Origin of the sequence: Paraburkholderia sp. GAS199 (assembly GCF_050436585.1) — a bacterium.
Taxonomy (GTDB): domain Bacteria; phylum Pseudomonadota; class Gammaproteobacteria; order Burkholderiales; family Burkholderiaceae; genus Paraburkholderia.
On sequence record NZ_JBNDMM010000003.1, the window covers coordinates 267529 to 286482 of the forward strand.

At 64.6% G+C, this 18954-nt stretch carries 18 protein-coding genes; 11 read left to right on the forward strand and 7 right to left on the reverse strand.

Features of this window, described 5'->3' with window-relative positions; translation table 11 throughout:
- Positions 1-3: 3 nt before the first annotated feature.
- Positions 4-861: a polysaccharide deacetylase family protein gene (locus P3T18_RS12855; RefSeq protein ID WP_429300304.1), complete on the reverse strand. Its 858-nt coding sequence runs from the start codon at positions 859-861 to the stop codon at positions 4-6.
- A 272-nt stretch (positions 862-1133) separates the two neighbouring features.
- Between P3T18_RS12855 and P3T18_RS12860 the strand changes: the two genes are divergently transcribed.
- The 6 genes from P3T18_RS12860 (at position 1134) to P3T18_RS12885 (ending at position 6151) form a co-directional block, all read left to right on the forward strand.
- A complete protein-coding gene (locus P3T18_RS12860) occupies positions 1134-1904 on the forward strand; it encodes an SDR family oxidoreductase (RefSeq protein ID WP_429300305.1) in 771 nt (256 codons plus the stop codon).
- Between the two features lie 120 nt (positions 1905-2024).
- Positions 2025-2210, forward strand: coding sequence for an oxidoreductase-like domain-containing protein (locus P3T18_RS12865; protein ID WP_429300306.1), 186 nt, complete (start codon positions 2025-2027; stop codon positions 2208-2210).
- Positions 2211-2361: 151 nt separating this feature from the next.
- Entirely contained in the window at positions 2362-3231 is an 870-nt protein-coding gene (locus tag P3T18_RS12870) for an NAD-dependent protein deacetylase (RefSeq protein ID WP_429300307.1), read from the forward strand.
- Positions 3232-3394: 163 nt separating this feature from the next.
- Positions 3395-4018: a DUF938 domain-containing protein gene (locus tag P3T18_RS12875; RefSeq protein ID WP_429300308.1), complete on the forward strand. Its 624-nt coding sequence runs from the start codon at positions 3395-3397 to the stop codon at positions 4016-4018.
- Between the two features lie 138 nt (positions 4019-4156).
- Positions 4157-5566, forward strand: a complete 1410-nt coding sequence (gndA, locus tag P3T18_RS12880) for an NADP-dependent phosphogluconate dehydrogenase (protein WP_429300309.1) — start codon at positions 4157-4159, stop codon at positions 5564-5566.
- A gap of 267 nt (positions 5567-5833) precedes the next feature.
- Positions 5834-6151, forward strand: a complete 318-nt coding sequence (locus tag P3T18_RS12885) for a DUF4148 domain-containing protein (protein WP_429300310.1) — start codon at positions 5834-5836, stop codon at positions 6149-6151.
- A 104-nt stretch (positions 6152-6255) separates the two neighbouring features.
- Here P3T18_RS12885 and P3T18_RS12890 read toward each other — a convergent pair whose 3' ends face one another.
- Positions 6256-6576 (reverse strand): hypothetical protein, encoded by a 321-nt coding sequence (locus P3T18_RS12890; RefSeq protein ID WP_429300311.1) that lies wholly within the window; start codon positions 6574-6576, stop codon positions 6256-6258.
- A gap of 304 nt (positions 6577-6880) precedes the next feature.
- Between P3T18_RS12890 and P3T18_RS12895 the strand changes: the two genes are divergently transcribed.
- The 3 genes from P3T18_RS12895 to ltaE all read left to right on the forward strand — a co-directional run bounded on the left by P3T18_RS12895 (position 6881) and on the right by ltaE (position 9330).
- Complete coding sequence (locus P3T18_RS12895; RefSeq protein ID WP_429300312.1) at positions 6881-7192, forward strand: cupin domain-containing protein; 312 nt, start codon at positions 6881-6883, stop codon at positions 7190-7192.
- A gap of 120 nt (positions 7193-7312) precedes the next feature.
- Positions 7313-8086 (forward strand): peptidoglycan DD-metalloendopeptidase family protein, encoded by a 774-nt coding sequence (locus P3T18_RS12900; protein ID WP_429300313.1) that lies wholly within the window; start codon positions 7313-7315, stop codon positions 8084-8086.
- A 236-nt stretch (positions 8087-8322) separates the two neighbouring features.
- Complete coding sequence (gene ltaE, locus P3T18_RS12905; protein ID WP_429300314.1) at positions 8323-9330, forward strand: low-specificity L-threonine aldolase; 1008 nt, start codon at positions 8323-8325, stop codon at positions 9328-9330.
- A 100-nt stretch (positions 9331-9430) separates the two neighbouring features.
- Here ltaE and P3T18_RS12910 read toward each other — a convergent pair whose 3' ends face one another.
- Positions 9431-10798, reverse strand: a complete 1368-nt coding sequence (locus tag P3T18_RS12910) for an MFS transporter (RefSeq protein WP_429301083.1) — start codon at positions 10796-10798, stop codon at positions 9431-9433.
- A gap of 725 nt (positions 10799-11523) precedes the next feature.
- Between P3T18_RS12910 and P3T18_RS12915 the strand changes: the two genes are divergently transcribed.
- Positions 11524-13977: a glycogen/starch/alpha-glucan phosphorylase gene (locus tag P3T18_RS12915; RefSeq protein WP_429300315.1), complete on the forward strand. Its 2454-nt coding sequence runs from the start codon at positions 11524-11526 to the stop codon at positions 13975-13977.
- A 102-nt stretch (positions 13978-14079) separates the two neighbouring features.
- Here P3T18_RS12915 and P3T18_RS12920 read toward each other — a convergent pair whose 3' ends face one another.
- The 4 genes from P3T18_RS12920 to P3T18_RS12935 all read right to left on the reverse strand — a co-directional run bounded on the left by P3T18_RS12920 (position 14080) and on the right by P3T18_RS12935 (position 17317).
- Positions 14080-15168, reverse strand: coding sequence for a hypothetical protein (locus P3T18_RS12920; protein WP_429300316.1), 1089 nt, complete (start codon positions 15166-15168; stop codon positions 14080-14082).
- Between the two features lie 242 nt (positions 15169-15410).
- Positions 15411-15668: a hypothetical protein gene (locus tag P3T18_RS12925; protein WP_429300317.1), complete on the reverse strand. Its 258-nt coding sequence runs from the start codon at positions 15666-15668 to the stop codon at positions 15411-15413.
- Positions 15669-15925: 257 nt separating this feature from the next.
- Positions 15926-16315 (reverse strand): DUF6232 family protein, encoded by a 390-nt coding sequence (locus P3T18_RS12930; protein ID WP_429300318.1) that lies wholly within the window; start codon positions 16313-16315, stop codon positions 15926-15928.
- Between the two features lie 105 nt (positions 16316-16420).
- On the reverse strand, positions 16421-17317 hold the full coding sequence (locus tag P3T18_RS12935; protein ID WP_429300319.1) for a LysR family transcriptional regulator: 897 nt from the start codon (positions 17315-17317) through the stop codon (positions 16421-16423).
- A 142-nt stretch (positions 17318-17459) separates the two neighbouring features.
- Between P3T18_RS12935 and P3T18_RS12940 the strand changes: the two genes are divergently transcribed.
- A complete protein-coding gene (locus tag P3T18_RS12940) occupies positions 17460-18953 on the forward strand; it encodes an aldehyde dehydrogenase (RefSeq protein WP_429300320.1) in 1494 nt (497 codons plus the stop codon).
- The last annotated feature ends 1 nt before the right edge of the window (position 18954 follow it).

The following is an 18954-nucleotide window of genomic DNA, read 5'->3' on the forward strand; positions in this document are numbered from 1 at the left end:
GTGTCAGGGTTCCGCGCGCGCTTCGCGCAGCGTCACGAAGCGCAGCTTGTGTTGACGGGCGGCGTCGATCACGCGCGGCAGCGCCGCCAGAATCAGCGGCTTGCCTTCGGCGGTGAGCGCGGCGTTGCCGTCGTGCAGCAGCAGGATGTCGCGCGCGGCGAGGCCGTCCAGAAGACGCCGCACCACGGCGTGCGGATCGCGCTCGCGCGTGTCGTAACCGCGCCGTGTCCATGACGCGAGACGCAGATCGAGCTTCTGCAAGACCGGTTCGAGGAAGATGTTGCGCAGGCCCGCCGGCGCGCGGAAGAACATCGGGCGCTCGCCGCCCAGCTGCTCGAAGGTGTGCTGCGCGGCGGCGATTTCACGCGTCAGCGCGCCGGGGAACGTGACCGAAAAAGTATGGACGTGGACCTGTGAATGGTTTTCGAGCGCATGGCCGCGCCTGACGATGTCGCGCGCCAGCTCGGGATATTGCTGCGCTTTTGCGCCGATACAGAAGAAGGTCGCGCGTACGCCGAATGCGTCGAGCAGATCGAGCACCTGCGGCGTGACGAGCGGATCGGGACCATCGTCGATGGTCAGGGCGATGGCGTCGGCGTTGTGCGGGGCGTCGGGCAGGCGCGTCCAGTTCGGCCCCAGCAGCGAGGTGCGCGGCAGCAGGCCCGCCACCGTAAAAACAGCGTGATTCGCGAAGATCGCGGCCAGCCACCATGGCCAGGCCGAGGGTCGGGCCAGCCAGCCGGCCAGCACCACCACGTGCCACGCGATCGTGGCGCTCAGCATGGCGGGGTAGCCGGTACGTGGCCAACGGCGTGGCCGATTTGCGGCGGCGCCGTGCGTCGGCGTGGAGAGTTGTTTCATCAAACGTGCTTCCTGTCTTCTTCCCTAGTGGCGGGAAGGCCCTGAATCGCGCGCGTAACGCGCAACAGCAAACGATACCATTTATGCGCCATGCAACGCGCATGAGGACAGCAAACGCAAAAAATGAAAGCGTGCTGAAAGTAGCGGAATCAGACGGCGGTTTTCGCGCGTGCAATTGTGGAGACCCGGACGCTGTTGTATGGTGCAGAAGCCGCGAGGCGAGTGCCGCGCGGCGCATGAAACGCGTGAAACGGGTTCGGTCGAACAGGAGAATGGCGGTGACGGCAACGGGTATCAAGAAGGTCGCGCTGGTAACGGGCGCGGGCAGCGGCATCGGTCGCGCGTGTGCGTTGAAGCTGCTCGAACATGGCTATAGCGTCGTGCTCGCCGGGCGTCGTCAGGCGCCGCTCGACGCGGTGGTCGGCGAGGCGCAGCATCTCGGCGGCGATGCGCTGGCGGTGGCCTGCGACGTGACGGACCCGGCCAGCGTCGACGCGCTGTTCGAGACGATCCGCGAGCGTCGCGGCCGGCTCGACGTGCTGTTCAACAACGCCGGCCGTAACGGGCCGCCGGTGGATATCGACGAACTCGATATCGACGTGTGGCGCTCGGTGGTCGACACCAACCTGACTGGCGCGTTCCTGTGCTCGCGCGCGGCCTTCGGTCTTATGAAAACGCAGACGCCGCGCGGCGGGCGCATCATCAACAACGGCTCGATCTCGGCGCATGCGCCGCGGCCCAACAGTGTCGCCTACACGGCCACGAAACACGCCATCACCGGACTCACGAAGTCGCTCTCGCTCGACGGCCGCAAGTACGACATCGTGTGCGGTCAGATCGATATTGGCAATGCCGCGACCGAGATGGCCGAACGGATGGCGCGCGGCGTGCCGCAGGCCAACGGCGAAATTGCCGTCGAACCCTTGATGGACGTCCAGCACGTGGCCGACGCCGTGCTGCACATGGCGGATCTGCCGCTGTCGGCGAACGTGCAGTTCATGACGATCATGGCGAGCAAGATGCCGTTCGTCGGCCGGGGTTGAAAGCTCGTGAAGGCTCGTGACGGCGGGGCGGCCGTGTGCCGCTGCCGCACGGATTCCGGGAGATCAACTTATACTGAGCCATTGCCGTCCCGATGACGGCCCCGATGCAAGCGATCTGCCGTGCCCCGAGCCACGCCTGAGGACGACCCGCAGCCAGTCCCGCCCGTTCAACCCGATCTCGACGACTGCTGTCATAGCGGTTGCAGCCCGTGCATTTTCGATCGTTACGACGACGAACTCGCGCGTTACAGAACGGCGCTGGCGGAATGGGAAGCGCGGCAGGCGCAGCGAGTGCGACAGTCTTAGCCGGCTGTCGGCATGCCGGCAGCAGGCCGCATCGAGCCGCGCGCGGCCGCACGGCGAACCTGCTGCGCGTGCCATTCGCCGCCGCTGCCTCTGCGCGGCACATTCGTGGCACAACGCGCGGCACGGCCACCGGATTATCCAACGTCACGTCATGACCGACCTTCAGCCCGCTCACGTCGAATCCTTCACTCGCACCCATACGCTCGACGATCTGCACGACTTCGTGCAGCGCTATCCGCGCCTGTTCGTGCTGACCGGCGCGGGCATCAGCACCGACTCCGGGATTCCCGGCTATCGCGACGACAACGGCGCGTGGAAACGCTCGCCGCCGATCACCTTGCAGGAATTTCTCGGCACGGCGGCGATGCGTCAGCGTTACTGGGCGCGCAGCATGGTCGGCTGGCCGGTGGTGGCCGACGCGCAGCCGAACGCCGCGCACGTCGCGCTGGCGCGGCTCCAGGCAGCGGGGCACGTGCCGACCCTCGTCACGCAGAACGTCGACGGTTTGCATCAACGCGCGGGCAGCCGCGAGGTGATCGAACTGCATGGCGGTATCGACGGCGTCACGTGTCTGGACTGCGGCATGCAGCACTCGCGCGCCTCGATCCAGCACACGCTCGAAGCCGACAATCCCGCCCTGCTGAACGTCACCGCCGAAACCGCCGCCGACGGCGACGCGCATCTGGAATGGCACGACATCGAATCGTTCCGCGTGCCGGCCTGTTCGAACTGCGGCGGTCTGCTCAAGCCCGCCGTGGTGTTTTTCGGCGAGAACGTGCCGCGCGAACGGGTCGACGCCGCCGCGCAGGCGCTCGACGCGGCGGACGCGATGCTGGTGGTCGGGTCGTCGCTGATGGTGTATTCGGGCTACCGGTTCTGCGTCTGGGCGCAGAAGCAGGGCAAGCCGATCGTCGCGATCAACCTCGGCCGCACGCGTGCCGATCCGTTGCTGTCCCTGAAAATTGCCGCGCCGTGCGCCGACACGCTCACCGCGCTGACGGGACTGCTGGCGCTCGACTGATTTCGCCTGAATTGCTGGACAGTTTTGCCGTCGAAGGTACACTGCCGCGCATTGCGATCCCGTACGCGAGTTTATCGAGCGGCATGCGCGCGTCGGCACGACGTTTTCCTGAACCGGCTGAACCAGCGCATCGCCGTCACGAGCCTCGATCACCAGACCGAATATGACCGAAACCCATCCGTCGCTGCGACAACGCTCTCCTTCCACCGAACGCAATCGCGAGCCGATTCTCGGCGTGCTGCGCGACGTGTTGCCCGCGCAGGCCCGCGTGCTGGAGATCGCGAGCGGCACCGGCCAGCATGCCGTGTGGTTCGCCGCCGCCATGCCGGGCCTCGACTGGCAGCCGAGCGACCTCGACGCCGACGCGCGCGCGTCGATCGCTGCGTGGACCGCGCACGAAGGTCTCGCCAACGTGCGTGCGCCGCTCGCGCTCGACGTCCACGATACCGGATGGGGCGTCGACGAACCCGGCTCGCTCGACGCCGTGGTCTGTATCAACATGATTCATATCTCGCCGTGGAGCGCGGCGCAGGCGCTCTTTGCCGGCGCGAGCCGCCGTCTCGCCGAGGGCGGTGTACTGTATCTGTACGGACCGTACAAACGCGGCGGCGAACACACGGCGCTGGGCAACCAAGCTTTCGATCAGCAACTGCGCAGCCGCAACGCCGAATGGGGCGTGCGTGACATGGAAGCGGTGGTGGCATTGGGCGCCGCGGCCGGTCTGGCGTGCGGCGAGCCGGTCGCGATGCCGGCCAATAATTTCAGTCTGGTGTTCCGCAAGCAGTAGCAACTGGCGCGTGCCGGACTGGCATGCGTGCGCGGGCGAGCGGCAAACCGGCGTTTCTTTTATTCTTTCACCCTCGGCGTCGCGCCCCGTACCTTCGGCGCGGCGCTCCGACATTTATTGGACTCTGGAGAATTCAACATGGGCAAACAGGCAATCGGCGTGGTGGGGCTAGCGGTCATGGGCCGCAATCTGGCGCTCAACATCGAGAGCCGCGGCCACGCGGTATCGGTGTACAACCGCAGCCGCGAGAAAACCGACGAACTCATCGCCGAATATCCGGACAAGAAGCTGGTGCCGGCGTTCACGTTGGAAGAATTCGTGGAATCGCTGGAGAAGCCGCGCCGCATTCTGCTGATGGTGAAAGCGGGCGAAGGTACGGACGCGACCATCAACCAGCTCAAGCCGCTGCTGGAAAAAGGCGACATTCTGATCGACGGCGGCAACACGCACTTCACGGACACGATTCGCCGCAATCAGGATCTGGCGAAGTCGGGCCTGCACTTCATTGGCACGGGCGTGTCGGGTGGTGAAGAGGGCGCGCTCAAGGGTCCGTCGATCATGCCGGGCGGCCAGCGCGACGCTTACGATCTGGTTGCCCCGATCCTCACCGAAATTGCCGCAAAGGCGCCGGACGGCGAGCCGTGCGTCGCGTACATGGGTCCGGACGGCGCGGGCCATTTCGTGAAGATGGTGCACAACGGCATCGAATACGGCGACATGCAGCTGATCGCCGAAAGCTACGCGGTGCTCAAGCAGGTGGCGGGTCTGTCGAACGAAGAGTTGGGCAAGGTCTACACCGAGTGGAATCAGGGCGAGCTCGACAGCTACCTGATCGAGATCACTTCGAAGATCTTCAGCAAGAAAGACGAAGAAACCGGCAAGGATCTGGTCGACGTCATTCTCGACCGCGCCGCGCAGAAGGGCACGGGCAAGTGGACCAGCCAGAACGCGCTCGACCTCGGCGCGCCGCTGCCGCTGATCACCGAAGCCGTGTTCGCACGCGTGCTGTCTTCGCTGAAAGACCAGCGCGTGGCCGCCAGCAAGGTGCTGGAAGGGCCGACGGCCAAGCCGCTGGGCGACGCCCGCGACGCGTTCATCGAATCGGTGCGCCGCGCGTTGTACTTCAGCAAGGTGATCTCGTACGCGCAGGGCTTCGCGCAACTGCGGGCGGCCTCGGAAGAGTACAAGTGGGACCTCGACTTCGGCACGATCGCGAAGATTTTCCGCGCCGGCTGCATTATCCGCGCGCGCTTCCTGCAAAAGATCACGGACGCCTACTCGAAAGACAAAGCGATCGCGAATCTGCTGCTCGATCCGTACTTCCGCGACATCGCGAAGAACTACCAGTCGGCGTTGCGCGAAGTGGTGGTGGCCGCGGTGAATGCGGGCGTGCCGGTGCCCGCATTCGCGTCGGCAATTGCCTATTTCGACGCTTATCGCTCGGAACGTCTGCCGGCCAATCTGGTGCAGGCGCAACGCGACTTCTTCGGCGCGCACACCTTCGAACGCATCGACAAGCCGGGCAGCTTCCACGCCAACTGGTCCTAAGCGCTTGATCTAGACCGGCCCGGCCGCCGCCTTCGGTAAGGCGTGCCGGGCCGTCATGCTGTGTGAATTAAGGCAATGTAATTGTTGCTGAAAGTGGCCGAGCGGTTAATGCGCCAGAAAGCTACTGTCAAGACTGTTGCGAAAACTGGAATAGAGTTTCGTCGTTTTAGGGGTTTCCCCTAGATGGCCGCCCTCCTAAACTTCTGATCAACCGCTGAGGGATAACGAACCCGAAGCGCATCAAAACAAGTTTTGGAGGTTTACATCATGAAGACGCTCATTTCCGCAGTTGTGGTTGCCGCTGCTCTGGTTGCTCCTGTTGCTTCGTTCGCTCAATCGAACCAGCCGGTTACGCGCGCTGAAGTCCGCGCACAACTCGTGCAACTCGAAAAGGCCGGCTACAACCCGATCGGCGATCACACCGATTACCCGGCTAACCTGCAAGCCGCTCAAGCTCGTGTCGACGCACAGAACGGCACCGCTCAAGCTGTGAACAGCGGCTACGGCGCACCGATGGCCGGCACGACGCAATCGGGCCGTCCGCTGGACAGCACCGACCGTCACTCGGTCTACTTCGGCAACTGATTCACGCTGAAGCTGCAGGAAACGCCGCCTGAGTGGGCGGCGCGAAATTGAAAACGCCGCCTATCAGGGCGGCGTTTTGCCGTTTACGGCATGACGATTATTGCTTAGTGCAGGCGGCGGTCGCGGCGGCCGATTTCGTCGAACAGTGCACGGCTCGGTTCCAGGGCCAGCAGCCAGGATTCGTCGTATCCGCTGAGGTTGTCCAGCGCTTCGCGCAGCCGTTCGATGGCCACCGCCGGAATCTCGACGCTCGCTTCGACGCCGCTCGACAGTCCCGCGACGCTGGCGAGCTGCACGAGCGCGTCGGCGGCTTCGGCGACGTCGGCGGCAAACACCAGATGAGTATTGAGCAATTCGACCAGACCCGGCGACGCGGCGATATCGTCGACGTTGAGTTGCACGGCCAGAAAAGTGGCTTTGTTCATCCCCAACTCCTCGCTCAGTTCAGGCGGTTTCGACGCACCGCATAGCCGCGGTGGCAAGAATCGTGATAACAGCGATGACATCATGGTAGAGCAACTCTGCCTGAGTATAGGCGAGGCACCCAAGGTTTCAATCATCGTACCAAAAGCGGCTTGCTGCGTTCTGGCGGATGAGTACGCGATCCGCGGTCCTATAATGGGGGCCAGTCGAAACGCCGGGTGACTGGTTTGGCAGCCGGCATTTTGTCGACCGGCGCGTCGGCCGGTGCAGCCGCGCACGCCCGAATTCCGGAATCGCTCCCTGACCATGAAGATCATTCGCAGCAAGAGTTTTACCGCCGAGCGCGCGTGGGGCGCGCTCGATATCGCCAACATGGGCGGTATCACGACGCGGTTGCACTGGACCGACCAGCCGTACAAATGGCATGTCAACGACGGCGAGGAAGTGTTTGCCGTGCTCGATGGCCGCGTCGAGATGAAGTATCGCGCGGCGGGCGAAGAGCAGTCGGCGATTCTGGAAACCGGCGATGTGTTCTATGCGTCCGTCGGCACCGAACATGTGGCGCATCCGCTCGGCGCGGCACGCATTCTCGTGATCGAACGCGAGGGCAGCGTTTGACAGCAGGGCGACGGTCACGGCCGGCCGCGCAGCGCCGGCTGCGCGGGCTTCAGGGCGCGGCACGGCAAATGCTTGGGCATCGATTGAATCCGATTGAATCAAAACGTCGAGGAAAATCACATGACAAGACAATGGCAATTGACGGGGACACGGTTGCTGATGGCAACCGCGCTAGGCCTGCTGGTCGGCGGTTGCACATCGATGCCCTGGGATAGCACCCCCTTCTATAGCAACAACACGCCGGCCCGTCCGACCACGCTCAGCACGGTACCCGTGCCGGCCGGCTACTATCGCGCCAATCAGGGCGATACGCTCGGCAGCATCGCGTCGGCGTACGGCCACCGGCCGCAAGACATCTCGACGTGGAACGGACTCGCGGCGAACGCCGCGGTCACGCCGGGTCAGGTGCTGCGCGTCTCGCCGCCGATGGCGTCCGGCAGTGTCGTGACGCCGCCGGTGGCCGTGGGCACCATGCCCGGTCCGAATCCGCCGCAGGCGTCCACGCAGCCGGCTGGGCCGCAACCCGGCGTCCTCGCGTGGCCGTTGCGTGGCCCGATCCTGAAGAACTTCGCGCCGGGTCGCTCGAACGGCATCGTGATCGGCGGGCGGCCGGGCGATCCGGTCAAGGCGGCCGCCACCGGTCGCGTGGTGTACGCGGGCACCGGCATCGAGGCGTACGGCCCGCTCATCATCATCAAGCACGACGATTCGCTGATTACCGCGTACGGCCAGAACAGCACCTTGCTCGTGAAGGAAGGCGACGCGGTCGCGCAAGGGCAGACCATCGGCGAAGTGGGTGTGGACAGCCGTGGCGTGGCGTCGATCCAGTTCGAAGTGCGGCAGAACGGCCAGCCGGTCGATCCGCTTGCCTGGTTGCCGAAATCGGGCGGTTGATCGAGAAGGCGGCGCGACAGACCGAATGACAGGCTGAATGACGAAGCAGAACGGGGCGCTCGAAGGGCCCCGTTCTGCTATGCGCGCCAGCGAATCGCCACGGCACCGCTCAGCGCCAATTTGATCGCATATTCTCAGCGTCGTCTTAATTGAATACACTGTGTGGCTCGGTCGACGGTGCCGCGCGGGCCGTCGCAGGCTGTCTTTCTTCTACTGGCTACACACAGGGTTCTCACATGATCGATTTGCGCAGCGACACCGTAACCCGTCCGACTCCCGCCATGCTCGCGGCCATGTCGGCTGCCGAGGTGGGCGACGACGTCTGGGGCGACGACCCGACCGTGCTGCGGTTGCAGGCCACCGTCGCCGAGCGCACGGGCAAAGAGGCCGGGCTGTTCTTCCCGAGCGGCACGCAAAGCAACCTCGCCGCGTTGATGGCGCATTGCGCGCGCGGCGACGAATACATCGTCGGCCAACTGGCGCATACCTATAAGTACGAAGGCGGCGGCGCGGCAGTGCTGGGCAGCATCCAGCCGCAGCCGCTCGAAAATGCCGCCGACGGCTCGATCCCGCTGGAAAAGATCGCCGCCGCCATCAAGCCGATCGACAATCACTTTGCCCGCACGAAACTGCTGGCGCTCGAAAACACCATCGGCGGCAAGGTGCTGCCGGCCGGGTACGTCGCCGAGGCCGTGCAACTGGCGCGTCAGCGCGGCCTGTCCGCCCACCTCGACGGCGCGCGAGTCTACAACGCGGCGGTCGCGTCGGGCCAGCCGGTGTCGGCGCTGTGCGCGCCGTTCGATTCGGTGTCGATCTGCTTTTCGAAAGGTCTGGGCGCACCGGTCGGCTCGGTGCTGGTCGGCAGTCAGGCCTTGATCGACGTGGCGCATCGCTGGCGCAAGGTGCTGGGCGGCGGCATGCGTCAGGCGGGCGTGCTGGCTGCCGCCTGCCTCTATGCGCTGGATCACAACGTCGAGCGTCTCGCCGACGACCACGCGCACGCGGCGCATCTGGCGGCCGGGCTGGAATCCATCGCGCACGTGAAGGTGCAGTCGGTCGCGACCAATATGGTGTTCGCTCAGTTTCCGCAGGAACATTGCGCGCCGCTGGAAGCGTGGCTGAAGGAGCGCGGCATCCTTACGCAGATGCTGTATGCGTCGCGATTCGTCACGCATAAGGACGTGACACGCGCGGATATCGACACGTTCCTCACGGCTGTGAAGGGCTATTTCGCCGCGCATTGAGCGCGAGCAGAACACTGAACCGGAGACACGGCGCGCGCCACATGGCGGGCCCCGGCTGATACAGAAGCGGGCGCACTGTTCGAACAGTGCGCCCGCTTTGTCATTTCGCCGACGTTTTCGCGTGAATTCCCGCGCGATGCGAGGGCGCCAGCAGCCGAAGTCCGCTGGCAAGGCTGGCGGCGCCGGCGAAGAACGCGCCGGTCGCGAGTGCGAGCGTCGGGCCGTGGCGGCCCGCAATGCCGAAGCTCAGCGCGACCAGCGCCGCGCCGGTGGTCTGTCCGAGCAGCCGTGCCGTGGCGACGATGCCGCTTGCGCCGCCGCTGCGCTCGGGCGGCGCGCTGGCCATCAACGCTTTCAGATTCGGCGACTGGAAGAACCCGAATCCCGCGCCGCAGATCGCCATGCGGATACCGATATCGAGCACGTGCGGATGCACCGGCAGCAAGGCCAGCGCGGCCATGCCCGCTGACAGCACGGCAAGTCCGATCGCGCCGAGCAGACCCGGCGGATAGCGGTCGGACAGACTGCCCGCCAGCGGCGCGGCCAACGCCACCACCACGGGCCACGGCGTCATCAGAAAGCCGGTTTCGACCTGGCTGCGATGCAGCACGTCCTCGAAATAGAAGGGCAGCGAGACGAAGGCGAGGCCTTGCGCGGCGAACGAGCACACGGCAGTGACCGCCGACAACGCGAACACCGGCCGCTTGAACAGATCGACGGGCAGCATCGGCGCCGGATGTCCCGCTTCACGCCGGATCAGCAGCCAGCCGAACACCAGCGCGACCGCGGCTGCGCTCAGCACCAGTTGCGCGGGCGCGCGCTGGGCGGCCTCGCCGAGCGCGAAGATCAGCGCGGCGAAGGTGATGACGTTGAGCAGCGCCGCCACCGGATCGAAGTTGTGCTTGCCGCGCTCGGTGTGCGGCAGCGCGGGCCAGGCGAAGGCGAGCGCCAGCACGCCGAGCGGCACGTTGACGGCGAACAGCCACGGCCAGTTGGCCACGGAGAGAATCAGCGAGGCCACCGTCGGCCCGACCGCAAACGACACGCCGACGATCAGCGCATTGGTGCCGAGACCGCGCCCGAGCCGATGCGGCGGATACAGATAGCGGATCAAGGCGGTGTTCACGCTCATGATCGCGCTGGCACCGAGCCCTTGCAGCACGCGGGCCGCCGCCAGCAGCGGCAGCGTCGTGGCGAGCGAACAGGCCAGCGAGGCGAGCGTGAACAACGCAATGCCGCCGATGTAGATCCGCCGATGGCCGACGATGTCGCCGAGCGCGGCGAGCGGCAGCAGCGTCGCGACCATCGCGAGCTGGTAGGCGTTGATGATCCACACGGACGCCGCCGGTGCCGCATGCAGATCCGCCGCGATGGCGGGCAGGGCGGTGTTGGCGATCGCGGTGTCGAGCGTGGCCAGCGCGACGGCGAGCATGATCGCGGCCATCGCACGGCGGTTCGCCGGCGACATCGGGCCGTCGGCCGGGAAAGGGTGAGCGGTGGTGCTGGGTTTGTCGGACAAGGCGTGGCTCGTCGGTTGGGCGAGTCTCTTGCGCGGCGCGCCCTAGTGGGCGGCGGCGCGTGGAGCGCAAGGTTGGTGGCACGAAGCGCGGGAGCGGTGTGCAGTCGGCAGCAACCGCCCGCGCGGCGAATGTAGCGATTGTTACAGAGCCGTGGAAATCGTGCTGGGGTTCACTCCGGAGAAGGCCGTCGACCGTGATGAATAATGCAACTAACTGTCAGCCACGCCACGCCGCTTCGAATCGGCGTGTGTCGTCGGTCTCACGATCCACCCATGCTTCGCTGTCCGGCAGACGAGGTGGCCCGATGGCACCACGGTTGATGCGTTTTGTATCGTTGCGATCGCGTCACACGATAAAAATATTCGCGCCTCATGCTGTGTCGCAGGAGCCCTTGCCGGCCGCAATCGTTTGCCTGTTTTGTGACGGCGATGCACGCGCCCAGTGCCGCCAGCACGCGCATTGCACCGCACGCGTGCGTGACGACCGGCAGACCGGCCTGCTTGCGCAGGCTTCGGCGGGCATGGCATGTGCGTGGCCTCCGCTCGCGCCCAGCCGGTGTCTCTGGGCCGTAAAATGTCCTACTCTGATTATTAACCCGCCTGACCGGCACGCGCCTCCCGTCCGTCACCTGTGCGGTTTGCGCATGCCGCGTCGCTCTTTCCCGGAGGCTTCGATGACAGCCGTCGATCTGGAATTCGACCAGCTCAACAGTACCGTCGACGCGCTACGGCGCTCAATTTCCAATCGCATGATGTATGGCGTCGGCAAGGACGCCGTCACCGCGCATCCGCATGACTGGCTGCACGCCGCGGCGCTCGCCGTGCGCGACCGGCTGGTTGCGCGCTGGATGAAGACCACGCGCCTGCAATACGAACAGGACGTCAAACGCGTCTACTACCTGTCGATGGAATTCCTGATCGGCCGCACGTTCACGAACGCGCTGCTCGCTCTCGGCATCCACGACCAGATGAAGGAAGCGCTCGCGAGTCTGGGCGTCGATATGGACATGCTGGTCAATATCGAACCGGACGCCGCGCTCGGCAACGGCGGCCTCGGCCGCCTCGCCGCGTGTTTCCTCGATTCGATGGCGACGCTCGGCATTCCGGGCTTCGGCTACGGCATCCGTTACGAATACGGCATGTTCCGTCAGGAGATCGTCAACGGCGAGCAGGTCGAAGCGCCGGACTACTGGCTGCGCTCCGGCAATCCGTGGGAATTCCCGCGGCCGGAAGTCACCTACATCATCCACTTCGGCGGCCGCACGGTGCAGCGCGGCGAGCATGTCGAGTGGATCGACACCCAGCATGTGAACGCGACCGCGTACGACACCGTGATTCCCGGCTACGCCACCGACGCGACCAACACGCTGCGTCTGTGGTCCGCACGCGCGACCGAAGAACTCGACCTCGGCGCGTTCAATCGCGGCGATTACCGCAACGCGGTCGATACCAAGAACATGTCGGAGAACGTCTCGCGTCTGCTGTATCCGGACGACTCGACACCGGCCGGGCGCGAATTGCGTTTGCGTCAGGAGTACTTCTTCGTCTCGGCGACCATGCAGGATCTGATTCGCCGCTATCAGCGCACGCACAGCGCGTTCGGGCGATTCTCCGAAAAGGTGGCGGTGCATCTGAACGATACGCACCCGGTGCTGGCGATTCCCGAGCTGATGCGTCTGCTGGTGGACGTGCATCGCCTGCCGTGGGACACGGCATGGCAACACGTCACGAAGATTTTCTCGTACACGAATCACACCCTGATGCCCGAGGCGCTCGAAACGTGGGACGTCGAGATGCTGGCGCGTCTGCTGCCGCGTCACCTCGAAATCATCTTCGAGATCAACGCGGAGTTTCTCAAGCATGTCAGCCAGCAATCGGGTCACGACGGCGAAATGATCCGGCGTATCTCGCTCGTCGACGAATACGGTCAGCGGCGCGTGCGGATGGCCTATCTGGCGATCGTGGCGAGCCACAAGGTGAACGGCGTCTCGAAGCTGCATTCGCAACTCATGACGCGCGATATCTTCGCCGACTTCGCGCGCGTATATCCCGACCGCTTCACCAACGTCACGAACGGTATTACGCCGCGCCGCTGGCTCGCTCAGGCGAGTCCGTCGCTGTCTTCGCTGATCGATCAGCAGATCGGCAAGCACTGGCGCAGCAATCTGTTCGAGCTGGAGCAGTTGCGCGATCTGCGCAGCGACAGCGGTTTCATCGACGCTTTCCGCGAAGCCAAGCGTCAAAACAAGCTGCGGCTGGTACAGCGTCTCGCGCATCACACCAAGCTGCATTTCGATCCCGACGCGCTATTCGATCTGCAGGTCAAACGTATTCACGAATACAAGCGGCAGTTGCTCAACGTGCTGCACGTGATCGTGCGCTACAACCAGATTCGCGCGAATCCTGAGCTCGACTGGGTGCCGCGCGTGGTGATGTTCGCGGGCAAGGCCGCGTCGGCGTATCGCATGGCGAAGACGATCATCAAGCTGATCGGCGACGTGAGCGAGAAGGTCAATCACGACCCGCTGATCGGCGATCGCCTGAAAGTGGTGTTCGTGCCGAACTACGGAGTGAGCGTAGCCGAACTGATCATTCCGGCCGCGGATCTGTCGGAGCAGATTTCCATGGCCGGCACCGAAGCGTCGGGCACCGGCAACATGAAGCTCGCGCTCAACGGCGCGTTGACTATCGGCACGATGGACGGCGCGAACATTGAGATCTGCGACGCCGTGGGACGCGAGAACATTTTCATCTTCGGCCATACCGCCGACGAAGTGGATGAATTGCGCGCCTCCGGCTACCGGCCACGTCAGGTGTACGAAGAGAATCCGGACCTGCGCATGGCGCTCGACCAGATTCGCACGGGCTTCTTTTCGCCGGACGACCCGCTGCGCTTCTCCGACATCTTCCACACGCTGGTCGATTGGGGCGATCACTACATGGTGCTCGCCGACTTCGCGGCGTTCGCGAAGGCGCAGGCAGACGTGGATGCGCGCTTCGTCGACAAGCGGGCATGGACCGAGAGCGCGATCGAGAACGTCGCCGGCATGGGGCAGTTCTCGTCGGACCGCACGATCGCCGAATATGCGCGCGATATCTGGCATGTGAATCCGCTAGAAATCGAATGATCGCGGGCGGTCTGCGTCGATAAAAAAGGCCGTGCTTTTTAAGAGCACGGCCTTTTTTCATGGCTTGTTGCGATTGTTTCGATCGTCGGACGGCTCAGATCGTCACGGTGCGAAGCGCTCGGTCTGGTTCGCTGCGTGCAAGCCGACCTGAGCGTTGGGGAAATCGAACAGCAGGTCGATGTTCTGCATGCCCATCAGGCCGATCACGATACGGTTCGCGTCCGGTTTGGCTTTCACGATGGTGACCTGCGCGCTCTCGTACCGGTGGACCCAGCCGCCCGAGCCGATCGCGGTCTGATAGTTGCCCTGCTTGAGAATCTTGCCGGCGTCGTCGTCGCCGGTCCAGTCGGGCGCCTTGTCCGTTTCGATGCGGATCATGCCGCTGCTGCCGGTGGAGAACACGAGCGGCGCGCAAAAGGTCATCCTGTTGTCGACGTTCACGCAGCCGCGCGGCCATTGCGCGTCGCCGTTGGCCGACTTCGTCATCGGCACCATGGTGTAGTTCTTCGTGATCGCGCTCGACGGGCTCAGCACCAGATACGGCCGGTCGATGTTCGCGCGCACCAGGTAGCGCTGGCCGATATTGCCGGGCAAGGCGCGCAACGGTTGTGCGCAGCAGCTGTCGTCCGGCTGGGGCGCGCCCACGCCCACCACACCAGAGAATGCCCAGCCGAACTCGCCGGTGTAGCCGTCCATCGCCACACAATGCCGGGCGCCCGGCTGGCAATGCACGGTGTCCACCGACTGCGCGGCGATCTGCGTGGCCTGGGCGCCCGCCACGCTAAACGGCAGCTTCACCGACGCGCCGGCGATTTCGGCGTCGTTCGGCAACAGCAGCGACGACCGGCCGCCGGCGGCCGCGTAATCCTTGCCCGGCAGCGCCGACTTCAACACTCGCAGACCATGCGTGCCGGTGTCGAACTCGACATACAGCGGCTTGCCATCGACTTGCACCGGCAGGCCGAGACGCGCATGCCCTTCGTCGCTGCGCTCGACGTGCAGCGGGATCAGCAGCCCGTCCTTGCCGCCGTTGATCAACGAGGCGGACGTGGCGGGCGGAACCGGTTCGGGGAAGGTGGTGCCGCAGCCGCTCAGCGCGAGCGATGCGATGGACGCGAAGGTCAGGGCGAGCGCCGCCGCGCCGAGATGGCGCGCACGCCGGCGGGCCGAGTGGAAAGACGAGAGCAACATAGGATTACGCTTTGCAAAAAGGCGTATCCCTGGCGAAGGCGGAGCATCGTGGACTGCGAATCGGACAGCACGAGCGGCAATCTTAATGAATTGCCATGGCGTGGGCGGGAAACCGGGACGCTTGCGAGGGCCTGCGGGAGGGAAGACGCGATGACAGGAGCGCCGACTCTACCGCCGCGCTTCCTGGCACTTGCAAAAATGTGTCAAGACTTGCGCCCGGCGTCCGCGGGCGCCGGTTTGCGTCAGTAGTCGCGCGGGCGACGCAAGGTGGTGGCCTGGGCGCGGCCCACGGTGGCGCGGTCGAGCGCGAGCGTCAGCAGGCCGATGACGTCGTCGAGCGTGCGGGAAGTCACTTCCACGCGAAAGGTCACGCGTTCGTTGGGTTTGTCGACGGTGACGACATACAGACGCAGATCATCGCCGAGCGCGGCGTGCAGCGCGCGTCGTCCGGCTGCCGATGAAACGCCCGGCACGGTGACGTCGACGATGACGAGCGGCACGACGAGGTGCGTGGAGCGAGCAGGGCGAGCGAGGCGCGCTGTGCGCGGGCGGGAAACCGGCGGCGGGGTGGTCGATGAGCTGGCGGACGTGAGCATCGAATTAGCGCCGATCCGTTGAGGCGGCGCGCGTTGTGGAGTCCCGCTCACTGTAGCGAGGCGGATGTCAACGGCGCGCTAAAGCTGCTTCGCTGCGAATCAAAATCGTGTCAATAAGCGTGCAAAACGGGCATGGCAAAAACGAGCGTGGCAAAAACCGTTCAGGCTTGCGCGGGCGTTGCCGACGCTTTCGCCGCGTGCACGGCAGCGGCCACGCGTTCGACGAATTCGCGATCGGTGCTCATCAGCGCTTCGCGTTCGCCGTTCGCCGTTTGCACCATCAGACGATGCGTGATGTCTTGCGTCGCCCAGGTCAGCCAGCCGACCACGACCAGCATCACGCCACACACCAGACCCGCCGGCGAATGAAAGAAGCCGCCGACAATCGCGCCGATCAGGCCGACCGCCGAAATCGTGCGCGGCAGGATCTTGTTCTTGGGCACGGTAACGACCTGCACGTCGACGATATCGCGCAGCGGAAAAACCTGGCCGGCGGAAGACAGTGCATTGCGCGTGACCGACACGCCGCGATCATTGAAAGGGGTTTCCATCGAGTTGAATGCAAAGCAGTAGCAAAGGGCGCAGCGTACCAGATATGCGGCTACCTCACGTTACGAGGTCTTTCGCCGGCAAGCCATGATGAACGGCAGACGCCATCAATCTTCGGTCATCTGTTCGGCGGTTTTTTTGAGCTGCGAAACGAACTGGTCGACGATCACCGAACGCGGCCTGCCCGGCGCGAACAGAAAGCGCGGTTCGACCGGTACGGCGGGCGAAAACCGGCGTGAAACCAGATCGGGAAAAGACCGGCTCATGAGCGCAAACGGGTCGACGAGGCCGACGGCATTCGCCTCTCTCACCAGCGCGCACAGCACCGGCGTGCTGTTCGACACGAACACGCTGGTGAAGGCGCGGCCCTGCGCGCGAAACGCCTCGCGCAAGCGCCAGCCGGTGAGCGTGTCTTCGCCGAAGGTGGCGAGCATTTCGTTGTCGAGCAGACGCGGCGTGATGGTTTTGCGGGACGCGAGCGGGTGAGTGGCACGCATCACACAACGCAACTCCGCGCTGCAAAACTCTTCCACTTCGAGCGTGCCGGACGGCGCCGCGACATCGAGGATGCCGAAGTCCGCCTGATTGTTGTTCACGTACTCGACCACGTGCCGCGTAGGCAACGCGCGAATATCGAATTCGACGTGCGGGTGCGTCTCGCGAAACTCACCCACTGCGCGCGCAACGATCGTAGTAGCCAGCATCGACACCGTGGACACGCGAATCGAACCGCGCTGCCCTTGTTGAATCTCGCGCGCGGTTTCCGCAATGGACTGCACGCTGCCGAAGAGCCGCTCGATCTCGGGCAGGATAGCCTCGGCTTCCGGCGTGCAAACGAGCCGCCCTTTCACGCGCAGAAACAGCGTGAGCCCGATTTCCTCTTCCAGCATGCGCAGCGTCTTGGTGACGGCGGGTTGCGACACATACAGAAGACGCGCCGCCGCCGAAACGCTGCCGGCCTTCACGACCGTGCGGAAGATCTCGAGATGGCGAACTTTGAGCATGGTGCGAGCCCGCTAAAGGTATAACTTTCTGGAAGGAATAAGCTTATCAGATTGTATTGGTTTTCATGGTTTTGACACTTTACACTTGGTCTCAGTGGCAAGAGGAAGCACGCAATTCACTCAAAATTCAAGGAGCTTTGCTGTGAGCATTCCCGACGCATCAGCGTGGCGCGCCCGCGCGCAGGAGATCCGGCCGGAAGGCCGGGCGTTCATCGACGGGCGCTATGTGAGCGCGCTGTCTGGCAAGACCTTCAGTACCGTGAATCCCGCAACGGGGCGAGTCATCGCGGAGATCGCCGAGTGTGGGACGGAAGACGTCGACCTCGCGGTGCAGAGCGCACGCAAGGCGTTTGAATCGGGCGTATGGTCGCGCCGCGCGCCGGCCGAACGCAAGGCCGTGATGCTCCGGTTCGCGCAACTCATCCTCGAACATCGTGAAGAACTGGCGCTGCTCGAGTCGCTCGATGTCGGCAAGCCGATTACGAACGCCTATAACGGCGACATCGTTAGCGCTGCTACCTGCATCCAGTGGTACGGCGAAGCGGTGGACAAGCTCTACGGCGAAACCGCGCCGGCCGCGCCCGACGTGACCACCATGATCGTGCGCGAACCGCTCGGCGTCGTCGCGGCCGTGGTGCCCTGGAACTATCCGCTTTCGATGGCGAGCTGGAAGCTCGGACCGGCGCTTGCCGCGGGCAATTCTGTCGTGCTCAAGCCGGCCGAGCAATCGCCGCTGAGCGCGATCCGTATCGCCGCGCTCGCCGCCGAAGCCGGTTTGCCGCCCGGCGTGTTGAACGTCTTGCCGGGTTATGGCGAAGTAGCGGGCCGCGCGCTCGGCTTGCACATGAACGTCGACGCGGTGGGCTTCACGGGTTCCACCGCAGTCGGCAAGCTCTTCATGCAGTACTCCGGACAATCGAACATCAAACGCGTGGGACTCGAATGCGGCGGCAAAAGCCCGCACATCGTGCTCGACGATTGCCCGGATCTCGACGCCGCTGCGCGTGCAGTGGCAGCCGGCATCTTCGCCAACAGCGGCCAGGTGTGCAACGCGGGTTCGCGGCTCATCGTGCAGGCAGGTGTGCGCGACGAATTGCTGGAGAAAGTCGCGGCAATCGCGCGCGAACTCATCCCCGGCGACCCGCTCGACCCGGCCACGAAAATGGGCGCGATCGTGAGCGAGGCGCAGCACAGCACGGTCATGTCGTATATCGACGCAGGCCGCGCCGACGGTGCGCGCGTCATCGCGGGCGGCCGCGCGGCGCGAGCCGATTCGGGCGGCTACTTCATCGAACCGACGGTGTTCGATCAGGTGAGCAACGACATGCGCATCGCGCGTGAAGAGATTTTCGGCCCCGTGCTGTCGGCCATTACGGTCGCGACGCCCGAAGAAGCCATTCGCGTTGCCAACGACACGATCTACGGACTCGCCGCCGCCGTGTGGACCTCGAACGTGGCGCGCGCCCAGCAGGTGTCGCGTCAACTGAAGGCCGGCGTGGTGTGGGTCAACTGCTTCGATCGCGGCACCATGTCCTCGCCGTTCGGCGGATTCAAACAGTCCGGTTTCGGCCGCGACAAGTCGATGCACGCCTTCGACAAATATATGGACTGGAAGGCCATCTGGATCGCAGGTTGAC

Bases quoted from the DNA above. Each gene is read 5' to 3' on its own strand.
- P3T18_RS12915 (WP_429300315.1), top strand. From the start codon at position 11,524: ATGACAGCCGTCGATCTGGAATTCGACCAGCTCAACAGTACCGTCGAC.
- P3T18_RS12875 (WP_429300308.1), top strand. From the start codon at position 3,395: ATGACCGAAACCCATCCGTCGCTGCGACAACGCTCTCCTTCCACCGAA.
- ltaE (WP_429300314.1), top strand. From the start codon at position 8,323: ATGATCGATTTGCGCAGCGACACCGTAACCCGTCCGACTCCCGCCATG.
- P3T18_RS12860 (WP_429300305.1), top strand. From the start codon at position 1,134: ATGGCGGTGACGGCAACGGGTATCAAGAAGGTCGCGCTGGTAACGGGC.
- P3T18_RS12885 (WP_429300310.1), top strand. From the start codon at position 5,834: ATGAAGACGCTCATTTCCGCAGTTGTGGTTGCCGCTGCTCTGGTTGCT.
- P3T18_RS12855 (WP_429300304.1), bottom strand. From the start codon at position 861: ATGAAACAACTCTCCACGCCGACGCACGGCGCCGCCGCAAATCGGCCA.
- P3T18_RS12920 (WP_429300316.1), bottom strand. From the start codon at position 15,168: ATGTTGCTCTCGTCTTTCCACTCGGCCCGCCGGCGTGCGCGCCATCTC.
- P3T18_RS12870 (WP_429300307.1), top strand. From the start codon at position 2,362: ATGACCGACCTTCAGCCCGCTCACGTCGAATCCTTCACTCGCACCCAT.
- gndA (WP_429300309.1), top strand. From the start codon at position 4,157: ATGGGCAAACAGGCAATCGGCGTGGTGGGGCTAGCGGTCATGGGCCGC.
- P3T18_RS12895 (WP_429300312.1), top strand. From the start codon at position 6,881: ATGAAGATCATTCGCAGCAAGAGTTTTACCGCCGAGCGCGCGTGGGGC.
- P3T18_RS12935 (WP_429300319.1), bottom strand. From the start codon at position 17,317: ATGCTCAAAGTTCGCCATCTCGAGATCTTCCGCACGGTCGTGAAGGCC.
- P3T18_RS12890 (WP_429300311.1), bottom strand. From the start codon at position 6,576: ATGAACAAAGCCACTTTTCTGGCCGTGCAACTCAACGTCGACGATATC.
- P3T18_RS12900 (WP_429300313.1), top strand. From the start codon at position 7,313: ATGACAAGACAATGGCAATTGACGGGGACACGGTTGCTGATGGCAACC.
- P3T18_RS12930 (WP_429300318.1), bottom strand. From the start codon at position 16,315: ATGGAAACCCCTTTCAATGATCGCGGCGTGTCGGTCACGCGCAATGCA.
- P3T18_RS12910 (WP_429301083.1), bottom strand. From the start codon at position 10,798: ATGTCGCCGGCGAACCGCCGTGCGATGGCCGCGATCATGCTCGCCGTC.